The following is a 20,177-nucleotide window of genomic DNA, read 5'->3' on the forward strand; positions in this document are numbered from 1 at the left end:
GGATCTTCGTTGTTGTGATCTACAGTCTAGCCTGAAATTTCCGGGTGAAATTTCCCGCTTTTATCGTTGTAACGTTTTGTTTTAAAACGCTTTTGTTTGAATTTTGATTTTTTATTAATTACTTGGTCGGAATTTTGGGAAGCTTTGGTGGTGAGGGGGCTAGGTTTCTTTACCCAACGCCCCCCTTTTGAATTGGCAGTGAGGCAACGCCGCCACCCCGTAAGGCACCTTAGTACTTTTGACCGCTCTATCGATGGCTGTCCCGGATTCTGCGATCGATCGGTGCGAGGTCAAAGTCTAAGCGTCACAATCGATCGCAATCATGGCTGGGGTTGAGTGCTTCCGCGAATCAGGCCCTTTAAGGCTCGGCTAGACCTAAATGATCGAAGCCCGAACTGCCCTCAGTTTGTGCATTCCGCAATTTTCCCATATTCTCTCAATTCTCTAGGGTGGGGAAAGCAATGGCTGAGCAAATATTAACCATCAAGGAGGTTGCTGACTTCCTTAAGCTGACGGAGAAAACGGCTTATCGCCTAGCGGCAGAGGGCAAGTTGCCAGGCTTCAAAGTCGGAGGGAGCTGGCGTTTTAAGCAATCTGATCTTGACGCCTGGATTGAGGAAAGCAAAACCGAACAAAAGAAATAGGAACGCAGACGATGCTGTTAGATAACAAAAATAGCGGCTATGTGGGCGCGGAACTTAAGGCTCATTCATTTGAAGGCTCGAAACTATCTATTCTGTCTGCGCTGTTCACGCTTTATGGCTTTTCCTCCTTCAAGACAGAACTCTCGAAACTGTCAGGCGTTCGTTTGTTGCTCACTGGGTGGCCGCATTCGAGTCTGCAATCTCTTATTGGCTCTAACAACGAGCTACGGCTGATTAACAAGCTCGACCAGAAACGAATTGCACAGGAATGCGTGAAATGGCTTTCTGGCGGTGTCGAGGTCAGGGCTTCTGAAGGCCTTAACCAGAGTAATCAAAACCTGTTTCATCTCCACAACCCGGAGAGAGCGGATTTCGCAGTTCATGGCAGTGCTACATTTAGCCCGGTAGGGTTAGGCGAATTGCAGTCTGACCGCTTTCAGATGAACACCGGCATCAGTGAACCGGAAACAAGCAGGCAGCTACTCGACTGGTTTGACGCGATCTGGGCGGATGAATCAGCGGTAAAGGACATTAAGGCCGATTTGATCCAGCAACTGGATTTCATCGCAGCTGATCAACCTGCAAACTTCATATACTTCCTGACGCTCTACAACATCTTCAAAGACTTCCTCGAAGAGATTGATGAAGAAAACATCATCAAGAGCAAAACCGGGTTTAAGGATACAGCTGTCTGGAACAAGCTTTACAAGTTTCAGAAAGACGGCGTTCTGGGCGCTATCGACAAGCTAGAAAAGCATAACGGCTGCATCATCGCTGATAGTGTTGGTCTCGGTAAGACGTTCGAAGCCCTCGCCGTTATCAAGTACTACGAGCTTCGCAACGACCGCGTCTTAGTGCTTTGTCCGAAGAAACTGCGCGACAACTGGACAATGTACACAATCAATGACAAGCGGAACCTGCTCGCTGGCGACCGGTTTAACTACGATGTACTGAATCATACTGATCTGAGTCGTGTGAAAGGATATTCGGGCGAAATTAATCTTGAAACCCTAAATTGGGGAAATTACGACCTAATCGTTATCGACGAGTCGCATAATTTCAGGAACAACCCGAACAAGTCAGATGGTAAAACCCGTTATGAGCGCCTGCTCGATGACATCATCCGATCCGGCGTGAAAACCAAAGTTCTGATGCTGTCAGCAACCCCGGTGAATAACCGGATGAATGATCTCAAAAATCAAATTGCTTTCATTACGGAAGGTCAGGACGATGCCTTTCAGGATGTCGGTATCAAGAATATTGAAAGCACGCTGCGTCTTGCTCAGCGCCAGTTTAACGCGTGGCTTAATGAGCCAGCTGAAAACCGCACAACAGCAACGTTACTGGACAGCATGAGCTTTGATTACTTCAAACTGCTAGATGTGGTGACGATTGCACGTTCGCGTAAGCATATCGAGAAATACTACGGTACATCTGACATCGGAAAATTCCCGATAAGGTTGAAACCGGTCAATATTTACGCGGATATTGATCTTTCCAACGAGTTCCCGCCTCTGAAAGAGGTTAACAAGACCATCCGCCGCTTATCACTGGCCGGTTATTCGCCGCTGAAATTTGTTCGAAACGACAAGAAGGAAGAGTATGCGCGCCGGTACGACAAGGCCGTCGGTGGGGGTAAGGGAGTCTTCAAGCAGATTGACCGTGAAGAAAGTTTGATCCACTTGATGCGGGTAAACTTGCTGAAACGTATGGAAAGCTCCATCCAGTCATTCTCGCTGACAGTAGAAAAGCTGTTTGCTCAGGTTGATGCGCTACTCAACAAAATTGAAGAACACGAGCAAAGTGACGTCGACGCTCTGAATATCGAAGATATTCAGGACATTGAGATGGACGCGCCGGAGTTCGAACCTTTCCTGATCGGGAATAAGACGAAAATCCTTCTACAGGATATGGACCTGATCCGCTTTAGGCAGGAGCTGGAAGCGGATCGGATATTGCTGGAAAGTATTCTTGGGGACGCCCAAAAAGTCTCAGTCGAAAGAGATGCCAAGCTTTCTCAGCTTGAGACGACGATTGCAAGCAAAGCGAAGAATTCTATAAATCCAGGCAACAAAAAAATCATTATCTTTACAGCCTTTGCGGATACCGCTCAGTATCTGTACGCCCATTTATCTGGTTGGGCGTCGAGAGAACTGGGCATGCATAGCGCCTTGATAACTGGAACGGGAACTAACAAGTCAACAATTACAGGGCTTGGGTCGGACTTAAACAACCTTCTGGCGGCTTTCTCACCGGTATCAAAAGAGCGTGCCAAGATCGACCCCGATGCAACGCACGAAATCGATCTTCTCATCGCGACGGACTGTATCAGTGAAGGGCAGAATCTTCAGGATTGCGATACTCTCATCAACTATGACATCCATTGGAATCCCGTGCGCATTATTCAGCGGTTTGGGCGCATCGACAGGCTCGGATCAAAAAATGCCCAGATCCAGCTAATCAATTTCTGGCCGAACATGGAGCTCGATGAGTACATCAACCTAGAGGCCCGGGTTTCTGGGAGGATGGTTCTGCTCGATATTTCTGCGACCGGCGAAGAGAATGTCATTGACGAAAACGCCCAAGAGATGAACGACCTCGAATACCGGCGCAACCAGTTGCAGCAGCTACAGGATACGGTTGTTGATCTGGAAGACATGACCGGCGGCGTCTCTATTACGGATTTAACACTTAACGATTTCCGAATGGACTTGTCGGAGTACCTCAAAAGTAACAAGACGAGTATCCAGAGATCGCCGCTCGGGCTTTTCGCTGCAATTAAGCTGGATCCAGAGTTAAAAGCGGACGGTTTTGAGCCCGGCGTGATCTTCTGTCTGAAGAACATTGGGGCAGGTCGCGATGCCGTTCAGGTTGATGATAACTATCCCTTGGCACCATACTTTCTGGTTTATGTCTCGGATGACGCAGAGATTCGACTTAACTTTACCCAGAGTAAGAAAGTTCTTGACTTGATGAAACGTCAGGCGTTCTTGGCCGAAGGTATAGACGATACTGCGGCCAAGGAGTTCAGCTCGGTCACGAAAAATGGAGCGAACATGGAGCACTACCAGCATTTGCTGGCTGTAGCCGTGGATAGCATTGCCGGGAAGAGTGAAGAAAAAGGAGTGCAAAGCTTGTTTGCCAGAGGTGGAACTGTGCTGACAGCAACCAGTAGCCAGGGAATAGAAGACTTCTCAGTCGTTTCTTATCTCGTTCTTCTCGATTAGTTAGGGTAAGAAATGGATATTCGCAGCCTCGAAGACTTTCTTGATAGCTTACGTGTTCCTGAGTCCTGTCAACTCAACAAGCCGGTCTACAAGAAAATGTTCCTTGATATGGGAGCATTGGATGCCACGGATAAAGCCTGCCTCAAGAATGACGTGAGCAAAATTCGTTGGCTCTACACCTTCAAGCCGGCGACGATCAATATTCCGGCGTATAAGGACGCAGAACGAGAATATGATGAGGTCGCCGTCCTGTTGGTTGATCTCAACAGCCCAAAACGGATGAAGCGCGTTTCGAGCTTCATACAGCGCTCGATCCCGTATCCAGTAGTGGTGATCTTCTCTTACGCCATGGCGGGCCAAGACAGCATTGCTGTTGCTGTTTCTGATAAGCGAATCAATCAAGCTGACAAAGAGAAGTGGGTGGTTGAGGATTCCGTCTTCACGGACTGGATAGATCTCCAGGCACAGTCAAAGGAGGAGGCTGCCTTTCTGCGCAGTCTGGCTATCAATAACCTTTCCTATAAAAATTTTTGGGATTTCTACAGGTCGTTCACCGAGCGCGTTATAGCCGTAAACTGCGCAGAACATACTGGCTCGTTCGGCTTAGATCGTGCTGAGAAGGCGGATCAGGTTGATCGACTCGTACAGCTTAAAGAACTAGAACGGTTAGAGGCTAGCAAAGCAGAGCTCGCGAATAAGCTGAAGAAAGAAAAGCAGATGAGGCGTCAGATTGACCTCAACACAAAAATTAAACTGATTAAAGACCAAATATCGGCCATCAAGGGCCGCCTTTGATTCAATCGAATTTCCGCGCATAGAAGGTAGTTGTATGGACCAAGTGAAACTTGAGGATGGACAAAGTCTGGATTTGGTTTCAGAGAACATTGAAAAGCTAAAGGAGCTTTTTCCTGAGGCATTCTCTGAAGGTAGAGTGAATTTCGAGACCTTGCGCCAGTTACTTGGTGACTACACGGTCCTGGATGAAGGCGAAGAGAAATATGGTCTTAATTGGCACGGAAAGAAGAAAGCTCGGCAAATCGCATTAACACCGTCAGCCGGTACATTATTGCCATGTCCGGAAGAAAGCGTGGAGTGGGATGAAACAAAAAATTTGTTTATAGAGGGTGATAATCTTGAAGTGCTTAAGCTTATCCAGAAAGGCTATGCAAACAAGATAAAGATGATCTATATAGATCCACCCTACAATAAGGAAAAAGACTTCATATATCCGGATAGGTTTCAGGATGATTTGACCACTTACCTTAGATATACGGGGCAGGTGGATGACGAAGGTCTAAAGGTTTCGTCAAATACTGAGGTTTCCGGAAGAAAGCATACTCAATGGCTTAATATGATGTATCCGCGCCTCAAGTTAGCTAAATCTTTATTGAAAAAAGATGGCGCGATTTTTGTTTCCATTGATGACAATGAAGTAGTAGGTCTTCGGGCTATTTGTGACGAAATATTTGGTGAGGAAAATTTTGTTGCCCAAATTGTTTGGCAGAAGTCGAAAAAAGGAGACTCAAAGCTGGTTGCTATCGTACATGAGTACATTCTTTGTTATGCAAAGGATAAGTCACAGGCGATAGAGTCAGGTGTTTGGAGAACTCGAAAAGATGGTGTTGATGAGGTCCTAGAAAAATATCAGTCGCTCCGTGAAAAATATAAAGACGACCACCTCAAAATTCGAGGAGAAATGATGACTTGGTATCGGAGTCTAAAGGATTCCGATCCTAGAAAAAACCATAAACACTACAACTGGTCCGATGATAGAGGATTATATTTTCCCGACAACTTTGCGGGGCCAGATGATGGTCGAGAAAGCAGGCCAAGACATAATATTATTCATCCAATAACAGGTAAGCCTTGCAAAAAACCTTCAACGGGCTGGCGATGGGATGAGACAAAGACTGAGTGGGCCTTATCTCAGGAACCGCCAAGAATCCATTTTGGTGAAGATGAAAAAACTATTCCAAATAGGAAAAGTTATTTAAAAGAAACAGCGTTGGAGCCGTTTAGTTCAAACTTTTACCAAGATGGCAGAACGGCGACCCTGCAAGTTGAAAGGCTTCTTGGGGAAGGAGTTTTTCAATTTCCAAAAAATACGTCTGTCTTAGCGAAACTTATTAATCTGGTAACTAAAGATGACGATGTAATTCTGGATTTTTTTGCAGGTTCAGGATCTACCGCCCATGCTTGCCTTGAGCTGAACCATGAAGAGGAATCTTCACGGAGATTCATTCTGGTACAGCTGCCGGAGCCTTTAGATGGCAGCAAAAAGGAGCAGAAAGCGGCCTATCAGTACTGTGTCGATAGTGGCGTGCCAGTGAATATTGCTGAAGTGAGTAAAGCAAGAATTAAGAAAGCAGGAGAGGAGATAAGAGAGAGAAATCCAAGTACTCAATTGGATTCTGGATTTAAAGTCTTCAAGCTTTCAAGTTCAAATGTTCAGGCGTGGAGTCCTGATCTTGCGGACCTTGAAAGCAGCCTACTTTCTTATGAGGAGCATCTGGTTAAGGGTCGAACCGAACAGGATATTCTGTACGAGTTACTCCTGAAGCGCGGCGTAGACTTGGCAGTTCCCATTGAGAGTCGCGAGGTAGGAGGAAAGAACATCTACTCCGTCGGCTTTGGTGTTCTATTCGCTTGTCTTGACGAGTCTATAAATCGTGATCAAGTAGAAGATATAGCGCAGGAAATTTTAGGTTGGCAGGCTGAACTCTCTCCGAGCTCCGAGACTCACGTGTTTTTCCGAGACAGCGCTTTTGAAGATGACGTTTCCAAAACCAACATGGCAGCGATTCTTGAGCAGAATGGCATCAGCCATGTGCGCAGCTTGTGAGGGGTTAGTATATGAAGCTGCACTTTGAAGACGATTTAGATTACCAGAAATCTGCTATCGAATCGGTAGTGGGCCTGTTTAAGGGGCAGGAAATTTCACGCTCCGAGTTTACGGTGACGTATCAGCCTGAATCGGGGCCGCAAACAACATTGGCTTTCGACGAAAATTCCCTTGGTATCGGCAATCGCTTAAAGCTGATTGATGACGAAATCCTGGAGAACCTCAAGGGAATCCAGCTTGCAAATGGGCTTCGCCCGTCGGAAAGCCTGACAAGTGGCGACTTTACGGTCGAGATGGAAACGGGGACCGGTAAGACCTACGTCTATCTCCGTACAATTTTTGAACTCAACAAGAATTATGGCTTTACCAAATTTGTAATTGTCGTGCCCTCGGTTGCGATCAAGGAGGGCGTTTATAAGACCCTGCAAATTACTCAAGATCATTTTGAAGGCCTCTACCCAAAAGCAAAGGGTTACGAGTACTTCCAGTACAACTCATCGAAACTGGGGCAGGTGCGCAACTTTGCGACCAGCTCGAATATCCAGATCATGATCACTACCGTCGGGGCCATTAACAAGAAAGACGTCAACAACCTCTACAAAGAGAATGAGAACACAGGTGGCGAGAAGCCAATTGATCTGGTTCGTGCAACGAACCCCATCATTATTGTGGACGAGCCCCAAAGTGTTGATGGAGGCTTGACCGGGAAGGGGAAAGAAGCTCTTTCCGCTATGAACCCGCTCTGTACGCTGCGCTATTCGGCTACTCATATTGATAAGCACCACATGACGTATCGCCTTGATGCGGTGGATGCTTATGAGCGCGGTTTGGTGAAACAGATCGAAGTCGCCTCGCTCGAAATCGACGGCGGGCATAACAAAGCCTATGTTCGGCTTGTCTCCACCCACAACCGGAAAGGATCGATAACGGCCAAGATCGAGATTGATGTTCAGCGTGGTAAGAATATCCGCCGTGAAATCCTGACGGTGGAGGACGGTGACGACCTGGAGCAGATCGCTAATCGGGCTATCTATGAAGATATTCAGATAGGAACGATTACTTGTGGCAAAGACAATGAATCCATCGAGGTTAAGGGTAATGGCTTTGATGCGGTCCTGAAGCCTGGAGAGGCGATTGGTGGCGTTGATCCGGATGCAGTGAAGCGCATGATGATCCGCCGGACAATCAAGGAGCATTTGGACAAAGAGTTGACCTTCGCGGCCAATAATCAGCCCATCAAGGTTCTCAGCCTTTTCTTCATTGATAGCGTTGAGCATTACAGGCAATACGATGAGGATGGTAGGCCTGTGAAGGCAAAATACGCCAAGATGTTCGAAGAAGAATATCGGAAACTGGCAAAGTCAGCTGACTACCAAAGCCTCTTCGGCGAAATCGACCTCGATACGGATGCGGAAGAAGTTCACGAAGGCTACTTTTCGATCGATAAGAAAGGAAAGTCTGTCGATACGGCGGAAAACAATCAGGCTAACAGAGACAACGCCGAGCGTGCCTATAACCTGATTATGAAGGATAAGGAAAAGCTCCTTTCCTTCGACACCAAGTTGAAGTTCATCTTCTCGCACTCAGCGCTGAAGGAAGGGTGGGATAACCCCAATGTCTTCCAAATATGCTCTCTTCGTGAGATGGGTAGTGAGCGGGAAAGAAGGCAGACTTTGGGACGCGGCTTGCGACTTTGTGTCAACCAGAAGGGCCAGCGACTTCGCGGGAACGATATCAATACACTGACGGTCATCGCGACCGAAAACTACGAACAGTATGCCGAAAACCTCCAAAAGGAGATTGAGGAGGATACTGGCATTCGTTTTGGTATTGTCGAGCAACACCAATTTGCCACGATCCAGACGGTAGATGATAACGGCCAGGTCGGCAATCTCGGCGTAGAGCAATCCGAGAAGATATGGAAATTCCTGAAAGAAGAAGGTTTTGTCGATGCCAAGGGCAAGGTCCAAGACAGCTTACGGGCAGCCATTAAAGACAAAACTTTCGCGCTGCCGGAGGAAATCAAGCATGAGCTGGCCGATCAGCACGGTGATGAACAAGCTGAGGCTATTGCTGTAGATGTGCAAGCTGTGCTTCGTAAACTCGCGGGTAAACTGGATATCAAAAATGCCGATGATCGGCGTGTTATCCGGACTCGGGAAGCTGTCCTTCAGAGTGAGGAATTCAAGGCACTCTGGGGGCGAATCAAGTATAAGACAACCTATCGAGTCGACTTCGATAACAACAAGCTCATTGCCGATTGCGCGGAGGCCATTCGTGACTGCCCTCCTATAACGAAAACGCGAGCGCAGTTCCGGAAGGCGGATATCGCAATAGGGAAGGGCGGCGTCACAGCAGGCGAGACATCCACCTCTGGCTATACAACTGTCCATGAGGACGATATCGAGCTGCCAGACATCATTACTGATTTGCAGGACAAGACTCAGCTCACTCGCAAGAGCATTGTTCAAATTCTTCGCGATTCAATGCGGCTGGAAGACTTCAAACGGAATCCTCAACAGTTCATCGACTATTGTTCGGAAGCCATCAATCGAACCAAGCGCCTGGCCCTGGTTGAAGGCATTAAGTATCGTAAGGTCGGTGATGAGCACTTCTATGCTCAGGAATTGTTCGAGCAGGAGGAGCTGAAAGGCTATCTCAAGAACACGCTAGAAACTCAGAAGTCTGTCTATACTCATGTTGTATATGATTCAGCAGGTGTGGAGAGAGTCTTCGCCGAGGACCTGGAAAAGAATGAGAGGGTAAAGGTCTACGCCAAGCTGCCGTCTTGGTTCAAGGTGCCAACCCCGCTTGGAACCTACAATCCAGACTGGGCAGTTGTGGTCGATGATGAAGGCGATGAGAAGTTGTACTTTGTAGTGGAAACCAAAGGTAGTACTTGGTGGGGAGATTTGCGCCACGCAGAAGGTGCAAAGATCAAGTGCGGCGAAAAGCACTTCGAGGAAATTGCTTCAGGCGTCGATCAGCCGGCGAGATATATAAAGGCTACTGATGTCGACGGAATGATGGGGCACGTATCCTGACCAGGTGGCGCGTTGCACGGGAGAAGGGTGTGTGGGACCTTAACCGTAGGGGCGGCGACTTGTCGCCGCAGTGTTCAATGGTTAGAGTGCAACCCGCTTTTCACCGAGGAAGTGTTTTGTAACGTTTTAACGTGAAATTCCGGCTAAAATCGATAAAATGTGACAGAAAACGTTACGAAGAGGTTTCTGGTTTATCGGTTGGGGTGCTTGAAAGCCCCTATTTGTGGGCAGCTTTGACTGTCTCTCTTGTTTTTCTTTGGCATCTTACTCCATACTACCATTCTAGATCTGAGTATCTGCGATCTGCAACGAAGTCAGATCAGGTTGATCTATAAAGCCCCGCTTCTGCGGGGCTTTATTGTTACGGACTTGCAAAAACGATGTGAAATCACTCAAAAAAACGTGGAGTTACGTTCACTTTCTCATCTATCATGTAATCCATTGTAAAAAGCGCCTATTTTTTGGGCAGCATAATAATGATTTCAGGCTGGCGAGCGGCCTTCGGATCCTTGTTCAACGAGCTCCATGACAAAGACACCAATATTCAGAAGACTGACCGGTCTGTTCGGACGCTCCGGGGCACGCCTGCGGGTTTGCCTTGAGATTCGTCCGGACGGCATTGCCTGGGCGGAATCGGGCGGGCCTGACGTCGGGAGTGCGGGCTTTGCTGATTGTCTGCCTGCCAGGCGTCAAGCGGCACTTGTTGAGTTGGTCGAGAATCACGGCTGGTCCGGTGCCGCGACCACGCTGGTTCTGCCTCTGGATCAGTATCAGGTGTTCCAGATGGATCGTCCGGAAGGCCTCGAGGAATCGGAGCTGGGTGATGCCCTCAAGTGGAAGCTGAAAGATTTTCTCGATTTCAGCCCATCCGAGGCGGTTTCGGATGTGTTCCCATTTCCTAAGGATGCTTCCCGTGGCCGCGGTGAGCTGGTTAACGTGGTCGCCGCCAGAAAAATTCTGGTCTCGGAACTGGTTCGGCTGGTTCAGGAGGCAGGTCTGGAACTGGAGCGCATTGATATCGCCGAGCTTGCTTTGCGAAATCTGGTGTGCAGGCTGGATGAAAATGGCCGTGGGGCCGCACTGGTCCATTTGAAAGACAGCTACGGCCAGATGGTGATCTGTAAAGACAATACCCTTTATCTGTCCCGCCGGCTGGATGTGACTTCCGAGGATCTCCGCGATGCGGCCCGGCAGGAATCGGCGGTTCAGTCCCTGGCCCTGGAAATGCAGCGCTCTCTGGACTACTACGAAAGCCAGTTGGGACAGGTGCCGCCTGCGATGATCCGTCTTGTTGCCCGCGACAGCGTGTTGCCACTTGCTTCCATGCTGTCGTCCTATGTGGCCGCCGGAATAGAAACCCTCGACTGGAGCTCCTTGGGCCTACAGGCCGATCTGGACAGTCGTTGCCTGCCAGCCTGGAGCGCGGGCCTGCCAACGCCGGAGGGTGGTGGCTCATGATCCAGCAGGTAAATCTGTACACAGACGAGCTTCGCCCGAGAAAAGAAAGGCTTCAGGCCGGAACGGCAGTTGGTGTTCTGATCGTCGGGCTGGTACTGGTTGCGTTCTTTGCCGGTTTCCTGACCTATGAGAATTCGGTGATGGCCAATAAGGCGTCGCGCCTTGATCGGCAGAATCAGCAGCTTGAACAGGTTGTGGCGCAGCTTTCGGCGGAGGTTCAGGCCCGTCAGCCGGATGCCGAAGTGGAAGAGGCCGTGGAACGCGTCACCCAGACCCTGGCTCGTCGCCAGCGTTTGCTGGAGCGGGTAGAGAGCCTGGTTCTCTCGGAAGGTCGCAATTTCTCGCCGCAATTGTCAGCACTGGCCCGGCAGATCCCGGAAGATGTCTGGTTGACCGACGTGATTCTGGAATCGGGCCAGGACAGAGTCACCATTGAGGGGCGTACCCGTGATGGCGCCCTGGTGCCCCTTTACCTGGAAAATCTGGGCGGCGAAGCGGCCTTTACCGGTAAAACCTTTGGTGCTTTCCGGCTGTCACGGTCGGAGGAAGGCCGCTGGATCGATTTTCATGTTTCCAGTAAACGTGAAGGGGAGGGCAGCTGATGGCGGATGCGTCCAACACCTCCCTTGCACGGGCGGCGCAGTGGTATAACCTGCGCCCGATTCGTGAGCGGGCACTGATCCTGCTGACGGCGCTGGTGCTCGTTCTGGTTCTGGCCTGGGAGCTTGCGGTTACGCCATTGCAGCAGCGCCACCAGAGCCTGGAAAATCGAGTTCAGACGCTTTCCCTCAGCCGAGACGACCTGTTGGCGCAGCAACAGACGCTCAATCAACAGCTCGCGACCGATCCCTCCCGGGAACTTCGCAACCAGTTAAACGCCCGGCAACAGAGACTGGAACAGCTCAATCAGCAGATTGCGGATACCACGGGCCAATTGATCGCCCCCACGGCGATGGTGGCATTGCTCAGGAATATTCTGGCAGCCCAGGACTCGCTCGAGCTGCAGTCCCTTGAGTTACAGACTCCAACCCCGGTTTTCGCGCCGGGCGCACCCGAGCAGTCCTCTCAAGAGCCGCAGGCAGCGGCTGAGCCCCTGTTGTATGCCCACGATGTCGAGCTCCGGATCAAGGGAAGCTACCTCGATGTGCTGAATTACCTGCAGCGACTGGAGGCGATGGATGAGCGGCTCGGGTGGATAAAACTGGAGTACAGTGCGGGTGACTGGCCTTCTGGAGAAGCGATCATAAGGGTGCAAACACTGAGCCTGGATCAGGCCTGGCTGGGGGTGTGAGATGAGCAGGCGCTTGCGTGCAGCGGTTATACGGTGGCTTTGCGTGGCAATCGGCGCGCAGTCGTTGGTGGTGGGTACGGCCCATGCGCTGCAGGATCCGACCCGTCCACCAGGCCCGCAGGCAGCAGTGGCCAAATCGGTCCCAGAGCGGTCTCTTGCTCTGGATTCCATTCTTTTCAGCAAGGACAGGCGTGTCGCCGTTATCGAAGGTGAGGCCCTCAGGGAAGGCCAGGGTTTTAACAGCGTGCGGGTTATCCGGATTTTTGCCGATCGGGTTCTGGTAACGGATAACGGCCGCGAACGGGTGTTGTACCTGGAGAGACTTCCGCAGGTTCGGGGAACTCAATGACAGATAATCGGATACTCATGACAACGATCAGAACAACCGGTGCACTGGCTATTGGCCTGATGTTGGCGGCCTGCAGTAACAACCCGTTGATGCGCTCGGCGACAGCTACCTCAACCGATGCCGCGGATGCCATCGACCAAAGCCTCGAGGAGGCTACGCAACCAGAGCCGGCAGCGTCCAAATCGGCCGAGCCTTCAGCGGCCTTGCCTGCCGACGTAAGCGCCGCATTGCTGCCGCCACTGTCCGGCGGTGCGGATCTGGACGAGCGATTTGACGTCAATGCCAGGGGCGTGCCTGCCGCAAGCTTCTTCGAATCGCTGGTGGAGGGAACCCGCTATAACGTTGTGGTTCATCCTGATGTCACCACCAGTGTCGATCTCCGGCTGGGGGACGTCACCGTCCCGGAAGTAATGGATATCGCCGGTGACCTGTATGGCCTGGATATCCGCCGCAATGGCCGTTTGTTCCGGGTACAGGCGGACCAGATCCAGACGCGGATGTTCCCCATTGACTACCTGCATTTCAAGCGCAAGGGCGGCTCGGAGACCAGGGTAAGTTCCGGCCAGGTGACCGGCGCCCGAAGTGGTAGTTCCGGTAACAACAATAATGGCGACAGCACCGGCTCCGGCGAGACCCGCAATCTGGTGGGAACCACCATTTCCACAGAAACAGCGTCGGATTTCTGGCAGGACATCCAGAGCGCCCTGAGCATGATTGTCGGTGGTGGTGATGGCCAACAGGTGATTGTTAATCCGGGGGCGGGACTGGTGATGGTCCGGGCCGGTTCCGAGGATCTGCGCATGGTTGAGGAGTATCTGCGCCGCACTGAGCTGATTATGCAGCGCCAGGTGATCCTGGAAGCGAAGATTCTGGAGATCGCGCTTAACGAAGGCTACCAGCAGGGCATCAACTGGTCCGATATCCAGAGTGCATCCAGTATTACCGCCTCCGATGGTCTGCCCGAAGACTTCACCGCTCAGGCGTTGGCCGGCCAGGTTATTCAGACCTCCGATATCGGTGGTCTGTTCTCTGCCAGTGTCCGTGCCGGCGACTTTACCGGGCTGATCGAGCTGCTCGGTAAGCAGGGCAACGTGCAGATTCTTTCCAGCCCCCGCATCTCAACGGTGAACAATCAGAAAGCCGTGATCAAAGTCGGTACCGATGAGTTCTTTGTGACCGACATTGATTTTGATGACAACAACTCCGCCGTGACGGCCACGGACTCAACGTCTACCTCGGTGGAGCTGACCCCGTTTTTTTCCGGCATTTCGCTGGATGTAACGCCCCAGATTTCCGAAAGCGGCGTGATCACCCTGCACGTGCATCCCTCGGTCAGTGAGGTGACCGATCAGGAAAAGGTGATCACCATCGGCGAGCGTGACGTCACGCTGCCTCTGGCCAGCAGCACCGTTCGTGAAACCGACAGCGTGATCCGTGCCGAAAGCGGACAGATCGTGGTCATCGGTGGTCTGATCCAGAACTCCAGTGAGGACAACAATTCAGCCGTTCCTTTCTTCAGCGAGATCCCGCTGGTGGGCGAACTGTTCAAGCAGCGGCGGTTCCAGTCCCGCAAGAGCGAGCTGGTCATCCTTCTGCGTCCGGTTGTCGCCGGAGCGCCCGAGATGAACGCGGATGTGTCTGCCAGCCGTGAGCGCATGAATGTGTTGCGTGAGCTGCTGCAATCATCTGAATCCGTTACCCCGGAGCCGGAGAAAGCCGTTCGATAGCATGTACGAAGCCCATTTCGGACTGCAGGAAGCACCGTTCGCATTGACGCCCAACACCCGCTATTTTCTGCGGGCGCCCAGCCATGGTGATGCCCTGGAACTGTTGCTGGTGGCTCTGAAAGAGCGGGAGGGCTTCATCAAGATCTCCGGAGAGGTGGGCACAGGCAAAACCCTGTTGTGCCGGCTGTTGCTCAATGAACTCGAGCCAATTGCGCACACGGCCTATATTCCCAATCCCCAACTTACCCCGGATACCCTTTATGAAGCGGTGGCTGAAGAGCTGGGTGTGGAACTGTCTGGCTGCGGCAATGCCCACCAGGTTCTCAAGGCCATCAACGAAAAACTGATCGCCCGCGCCATGGAGCAGAAGCCGGTTGTCCTGGTTATCGACGAGGCCCAGGCCATGCCGGAGGAAACCATCGAGGCGCTGCGCCTGCTCACCAACCTGGAGACCGAGAGCGTCCGGCTGCTACAGGTGGTGCTGTTTGGTCAGCCGGAGCTGGATGTATTACTCCGGAAGCAGAGCCTGCGCCAACTGAACCAGCGCATCACGTTCCATTATCGCCTTGCTCCGCTGGACCGAAACTCCGTAGCCCAGTATCTGCGTCATCGCCTGGCCCAGGCCGGCTATAACGGCGCCGATCTTTTTGCTCCGAGCGCGCTTCGGCTGATTAGCCGGGCCTCCGGTGGTATCCCGAGGCTGGTTAATATTCTTGCCCATAAATCCATGCTGGCGGCCTGGGGCAGGGGCGATCGTCTTATTGAGCGGGGCCACGCTATTCAGGCCATTCGCGACACCGAGAGCGCCCGCATGCCAGGCCTGATCGGGAGGTGGTTATGAGCCTCCTGAACGATGCCCTGCGGGCGGCAGAACAGCGTCAGAACCGACCGGAGGTGGCTGCTGCCTATACAGGGCAGTCACAATCGCGAGGCCGCCCGCGTTCCGGGCTCTGGGCAGTCGTATTACTCTTGGCTGCGGGCTTGGTTGGCGCTGCTGGCTTCTGGTTCATAACTCATGACAGTGGTGACGGAATGCGGGCCCAGGAAAGCACCGCGCTTGCGTCTGAAACCGTTTCAGAGTCGAACGTCAGTGGGAATGCCGAGAGCGGAAACGTCCCGGTTCATTCGCAACCGGCGGACGTCAATCAAGTCTCGGAGGTGCCAGTGGCATCTCCGGTCGAGAATGAGCCGGTCAGCGAACCGCCACCAGTCCCCGAACCCAATGTGGCGGCCCCGTCCGAACCAAAAGCTCAGGCAGTGGTCCGGGAAGCGGCCAAGGTACGTGAGCCGGAGCCAACGCCCGAACCGGTGAGAGCGGAGGCCTCCGAGCCGGAACCCGTCGTAAGTAAGTCGGTGGTGGCAGAAAACAAGCCTGCCTTGGAAACAGAGGCGCCAACGCCGCCGGTGAAGCAAGTACGTGAGACGCCCGAAGCCATCGACCGTCGAGTCAGCCGGGAGTTGTCGTCGTTACTCCGAAGCGGCGAAACCCGGGCAGCCGAGCAAAGGTTGCAGGAACTGACAGCCAGCCAGGTTGCGATAGCCAGCCGGGAAGTCTTTGCCCGTCAGATGCTGGTGCAGGAAATGCCGGACCGGGCATTGGCGTGGCTTCCAGAATCGGTGATCGACAGCGATGCGGGGCTGCGCCTGCTCAGAGCCAGGGCGCTTCATGCCAAGGGCGGACTGACAGAAGCACTGGCAACCCTTGAGAGCGATGTGCCTGCTGTAAAACAGAACGTGGAGTATCGGGTAACCCTGGCGACCCTGCTGCAGCAGGCAGGCCGCGATTCCGACGCGGCCCGGCACTGGTCGGCCCTGATTGCTGAGGACGACAGCCGCGCTGCCTGGTGGGTGGGCCTGGCGATTGCTCTGGAGACGGGCGGAGAGATCAATAGCGCGGTTCGGGCATACAGCCAGGCCGCACAGTTGCCCGGGCTTTCGCCGTCCCTGGCGGATTATGTTCGTGAACGACTGAAGGCGTTGCAGGCGGGATGATGACGACAGAGCCAAAAAAGAAAGTCCGGTTAGGCGACCTGCTGGTCCAGAACGATGTCATCACTGAACAGCAGCTGATGACCGCCCTGCGTGAGCAGAAAAGCACCGGACGCAAACTTGGCAAGACACTGACGGATCTCGGCTATGTGGACGAGGACAGCCTCCTCAATATCCTGTCCCGTCAGCTGGATGTCCCCTTCGTTCAGCTGCGTCACTACCAGTTCAACAACGAGCTCGTGAAAAAACTACCGGAGGCGATGGCCCGACGTTTCCGCAGTATCGTGCTGGCGGAGCATGGCGGCGAATTGCTGGTGGGGATGGCGGATCCCCTGGATATCTTTGCCTACGACGAGCTGGTACGCATTCTCAAGCAGCCCATCAAACAGGCCGTGGTGCGTGAGAGCGAACTGCTCAGCACCCTGGATCTGGTCTACCGGCGTACCGATGAAATTGCCTCACTGGCGGAAGAGCTGGAAGACGAACTGGGCGACGATGCCTTTGACCTGGCGGACCTGTCCGCGGAATCCGAAAGCGCCGAGGCGCCGGTGGTCAAGCTGTTGCAAACGCTGTTCGAGGATGCCGTTCAGGCGCGCAGTTCGGACATCCACATCGAGCCGGACGAGACTGTGGTTCGCATCCGGCAGCGGGTGGATGGTGTGCTCCAGGAACAGGTGATGAAGGAGAAGCGGGTCAATGCCGCGCTGGTCCTGCGCCTGAAGCTCATGGCCGGCCTGAATATCTCCGAGAAGCGGATGCCTCAGGACGGGCGCTTCAACGTCCGGGTCAAGGGTCGCAGTATCGACGTGCGGGTGTCCACCATGCCCGTTCAATATGGTGAATCCGTGGTGATGCGACTGCTGGATCAGAGCCAGGGCATGTTGAACCTCGACGGCACCGGGATGCCGGCACAGCTGCTGGAGCGGTTCCGCCGGATGATCAAGAAACCCCACGGGATGATACTGGTGACCGGCCCCACAGGTAGCGGTAAAACCACCACGCTCTATGGCGCCCTGACCGAACTCAATCGCCCGGAAGTGAAGATCATCACCGCCGAGGATCCGGTGGAATACCGCCTGCCCCGGATTACCCAGGTGCAGGTGAACCCAAAAATCGGTCTGGAATTCGCCAATGTACTTCGGGCCGCCCTGCGTCAGGATCCCGACGTGATCCTGGTGGGCGAGATGCGGGATCGCGAGACCGTGGAAATCGGTCTGCGGGCGGCGATGACTGGTCACCTCGTGCTTTCCACCCTGCACACCAACGACTCCATCAGCAGCGCCATGCGCCTGATTGATATGGGCGCCGAACCTTTTCTTGTGGCCAGCTCGCTGCTCGGCGTGGTTGCCCAGCGCCTGGTAAGGCGGGTCTGCGATAACTGTGCCGAGGCCTACACACCGACGGAACAGGAAATGGTGTGGCTGCGCAGCTTTGATCTGGATCCACTGGATATGGAAGCCGGGTTCGTGCATGGCCGGGGTTGTTACCAATGCAGCAACACTGGCTACAAGGGCCGGATTGGCGTTTACGAAATGCTGGAAATGAATGAGGCCATGCTGGATGCTCTGCGGCGCCAGGATGTCTCGGAGTTCACCAAAGCGGCACGCCTGAGCCCTTTGTATCGGCCGTTGGGCCAGTGCGCCATGGATTTTGCGTTACAGGGCACCACCACGCTGGAGGAAGTGGCCCGGGTGGCAGCCACATCCGAAGGTGATTTCTCGCCGGACGACGAGATTCCTTTGCCAGATGAGCCTGTTGGGGGAGGTGCCTGATGCAGTTCAGTTACCGTGGCAAGGATGGTCGTGGCAGCGTTCAGCAGGGTTTGCTGGGCGCCCCGAATGCCGATGCGGCTGCCACTGAGCTGATGCGCCGGGGCATTACCCCGCTCTCCATCCGGGAGGTGGAGGAGACTGATTCGGTTGTTGATCGACTGAACCGCCTGCCGATCTTCCGCAAGAAGGTCACCCTCGATGAGCTGATTGTGTTCTGTCGCCAGATGCATGCGCTGACCAAGGCGGGTATCCCCCTGATTCGAACCATGCGAGGCCTTGCGGAAACTACCCGCTCGCCGATGCTGGCAGAAGTACTTGAGGATGTAACCACCCGGCTGGAGGGTGGCACAACCATGGCGACGGCCATGCAGGCGCACCCGAAGGTTTTCTCGGAGCTGTTCATCGCCATGATCCACGTGGGCGAGAACACCGGGATGCTGGACGACGCCTTCCGGCGGCTATCGGAGATCCTCGAGCTGGAGCGTGACACCAAACGGCGCCTCAAGCAGGCCATGCGTTACCCGATGTTCGTGATCATTGCCCTGTTATCGGCGCTGATGGTTGTGAACTTTCTGGTTATCCCGAAATTCGCATCGGTGTTCAACAAGCTGGGGGCGGACCTGCCGTTCCTGACCCAGGTGTTGGTTGGAACCTCCAACTTCCTGCTGGCCTACTGGTACGTGATGCTGTTTGCGGTAGCCGCTGGCGGACTCTTGCTGCGGCAATGGAAACAGACGGAACAGGGCCGACTGACCTGGGATCGTTACAAGCTCAGATTGCCGATTATCGGACCGTTGCTGGAATTGATCACGCTCAGCCGGTTTGCGAGAAACTTCGCTACCATGCTGTCCGCCGGCATGCCCGTAACAACGGCGTTAACCGTCGTGGCGGACACCACGGATAATGCCTGGATCTCGACCCACATCAAGGGTATGCGAGGCGGTATCGAGCGAGGGGAGACTCTGCTTAGAACAGCCAGGCACAGCGAAATGTTCACCCCGCTGATTCTGCAGATGATTGCGGTGGGCGAGGAAACCGGTTCCGTGGACGACATGCTCAACAATGTCGCGGATTTTTACGATGAGGATGTGGACTACGGACTCAAGCGACTGGCGGAGTCGATTGAACCGATACTGATTGTGGCCATGGGCATTCTGGTGTTGATTCTTGCGCTGGGTGTATTCCTCCCGATCTGGGATCTGGGGGCCGCCGCCATGGGGCGGAGCTGAGTGCCGGCGGCACGTATTTCAGACGCCAGCGGACTGGCGATGTCACGCAGGTTCCGCTTTGCGGTGGTGTTGTCGGTCCTTGGAGTGCTCTGGTGGTTTCTGCTGGGCGTGCTGGAACGAGAAAGCCAAAATGCCGAAGAACGGGCCGCCAACATGGTGATCAGCCAGCTGAGATCCGCCCTGGTGATCAAAGGCGCGGAAGTGATGCTGAGCCGTGGAGGGCGCCTTGCGGAACATAGGGGCATCAACCCCTTTGAGCTGCTGGAACACCAGTGGGGCAATTACGCAGGGCAATGCCAGGGTGAAGAGCAGGCACCTGCTACCTGGTGTTTCCGGGTTGGCGAACAAAAAGAAACAGAATACGGGCCCAAAGGCTGGTTAATTTATAAACCGGGGCAGCCAATAACCATAGATGGTCGGCAAGCCAATCAGCAGCCTCTGGCCTGGGCAGTGACAAACGAATTTGCAGACCGCAACGGGAATGGCACGCGGGAGCAGGAAGAACGGCTGACGGGGTTGAAACTGGCCCCGGTGTCGTTGACAGAAGAAGCAGCGCAAACGCAGGATGCGCAACGCTGACGAGACGGACGAATGAAACCGTAAAG

Annotated in this window: 15 protein-coding genes; all 15 read left to right on the plus strand. The window is 53.4% G+C overall.

Annotated features, from left to right (window positions below; all coding sequences use genetic code 11):
• Positions 1 to 461 precede the first annotated feature (461 nt).
• A complete protein-coding gene (locus QZ534_RS07605) occupies positions 462 to 644 on the plus strand; it encodes a helix-turn-helix domain-containing protein (protein ID WP_296933319.1) in 183 nt (60 codons plus the stop codon).
• A gap of 11 nt (positions 645 to 655) precedes the next feature.
• Positions 656 to 3,871 (plus strand): helicase-related protein, encoded by a 3,216-nt coding sequence (locus tag QZ534_RS07610; RefSeq protein ID WP_296933321.1) that lies wholly within the window; start codon positions 656 to 658, stop codon positions 3,869 to 3,871.
• A gap of 12 nt (positions 3,872 to 3,883) precedes the next feature.
• On the plus strand, positions 3,884 to 4,666 hold the full coding sequence (locus QZ534_RS07615) for a DUF4391 domain-containing protein (protein WP_296933323.1): 783 nt from the start codon (positions 3,884 to 3,886) through the stop codon (positions 4,664 to 4,666).
• A gap of 34 nt (positions 4,667 to 4,700) precedes the next feature.
• Entirely contained in the window at positions 4,701 to 6,713 is a 2,013-nt protein-coding gene (locus QZ534_RS07620) for a site-specific DNA-methyltransferase (protein WP_296933325.1), read from the plus strand.
• An 11-nt stretch (positions 6,714 to 6,724) separates the two neighbouring features.
• Positions 6,725 to 9,757, plus strand: a complete 3,033-nt coding sequence (locus QZ534_RS07625; protein ID WP_296933327.1) for a DEAD/DEAH box helicase family protein — start codon at positions 6,725 to 6,727, stop codon at positions 9,755 to 9,757.
• Positions 9,758 to 10,282: 525 nt separating this feature from the next.
• Positions 10,283 to 11,215 (plus strand): biogenesis protein MshI, encoded by a 933-nt coding sequence (locus QZ534_RS07630; protein WP_296933329.1) that lies wholly within the window; start codon positions 10,283 to 10,285, stop codon positions 11,213 to 11,215.
• Positions 11,212 to 11,817: a PilN domain-containing protein gene (locus tag QZ534_RS07635; protein WP_296933331.1), complete on the plus strand. Its 606-nt coding sequence runs from the start codon at positions 11,212 to 11,214 to the stop codon at positions 11,815 to 11,817. The genes QZ534_RS07630 and QZ534_RS07635 overlap by 4 nt, the downstream gene beginning before the upstream one ends.
• Complete coding sequence (gene gspM / locus QZ534_RS07640; protein ID WP_296933333.1) at positions 11,817 to 12,506, plus strand: type II secretion system protein GspM; 690 nt, start codon at positions 11,817 to 11,819, stop codon at positions 12,504 to 12,506. The genes QZ534_RS07635 and gspM overlap by 1 nt, the downstream gene beginning before the upstream one ends.
• A gap of 43 nt (positions 12,507 to 12,549) precedes the next feature.
• Complete coding sequence (locus QZ534_RS07645; protein WP_296933334.1) at positions 12,550 to 12,855, plus strand: hypothetical protein; 306 nt, start codon at positions 12,550 to 12,552, stop codon at positions 12,853 to 12,855.
• A gap of 17 nt (positions 12,856 to 12,872) precedes the next feature.
• Positions 12,873 to 14,582 carry a pilus (MSHA type) biogenesis protein MshL gene (gene mshL, locus QZ534_RS07650; RefSeq protein ID WP_296933336.1) on the plus strand — a complete coding sequence of 570 codons (1,710 nt, stop codon included), beginning with the start codon at positions 12,873 to 12,875 and terminating at the stop codon, positions 14,580 to 14,582.
• Position 14,583: 1 nt separating this feature from the next.
• Positions 14,584 to 15,423 carry an AAA family ATPase gene (locus QZ534_RS07655; protein ID WP_296933338.1) on the plus strand — a complete coding sequence of 280 codons (840 nt, stop codon included), beginning with the start codon at positions 14,584 to 14,586 and terminating at the stop codon, positions 15,421 to 15,423.
• Positions 15,420 to 16,574, plus strand: a complete 1,155-nt coding sequence (locus QZ534_RS07660) for an MSHA biogenesis protein MshN (RefSeq protein ID WP_296933340.1) — start codon at positions 15,420 to 15,422, stop codon at positions 16,572 to 16,574. The genes QZ534_RS07655 and QZ534_RS07660 overlap by 4 nt, the downstream gene beginning before the upstream one ends.
• Positions 16,574 to 18,343, plus strand: a complete 1,770-nt coding sequence (locus QZ534_RS07665; protein WP_296933341.1) for a GspE/PulE family protein — start codon at positions 16,574 to 16,576, stop codon at positions 18,341 to 18,343. Before QZ534_RS07660 ends, QZ534_RS07665 begins: the two co-directional genes overlap by 1 nt.
• Positions 18,343 to 19,572: a type II secretion system F family protein gene (locus QZ534_RS07670; protein WP_296933343.1), complete on the plus strand. Its 1,230-nt coding sequence runs from the start codon at positions 18,343 to 18,345 to the stop codon at positions 19,570 to 19,572. Before QZ534_RS07665 ends, QZ534_RS07670 begins: the two co-directional genes overlap by 1 nt.
• A gap of 39 nt (positions 19,573 to 19,611) precedes the next feature.
• Positions 19,612 to 20,151: a hypothetical protein gene (locus QZ534_RS07675; protein ID WP_296933345.1), complete on the plus strand. Its 540-nt coding sequence runs from the start codon at positions 19,612 to 19,614 to the stop codon at positions 20,149 to 20,151.
• Positions 20,152 to 20,177: the final 26 nt, after the last annotated feature.

Origin of the sequence: uncultured Marinobacter sp. (genome assembly GCF_913055835.1) — a bacterium.
Lineage (GTDB): Bacteria > Pseudomonadota > Gammaproteobacteria > Pseudomonadales > Oleiphilaceae > Marinobacter.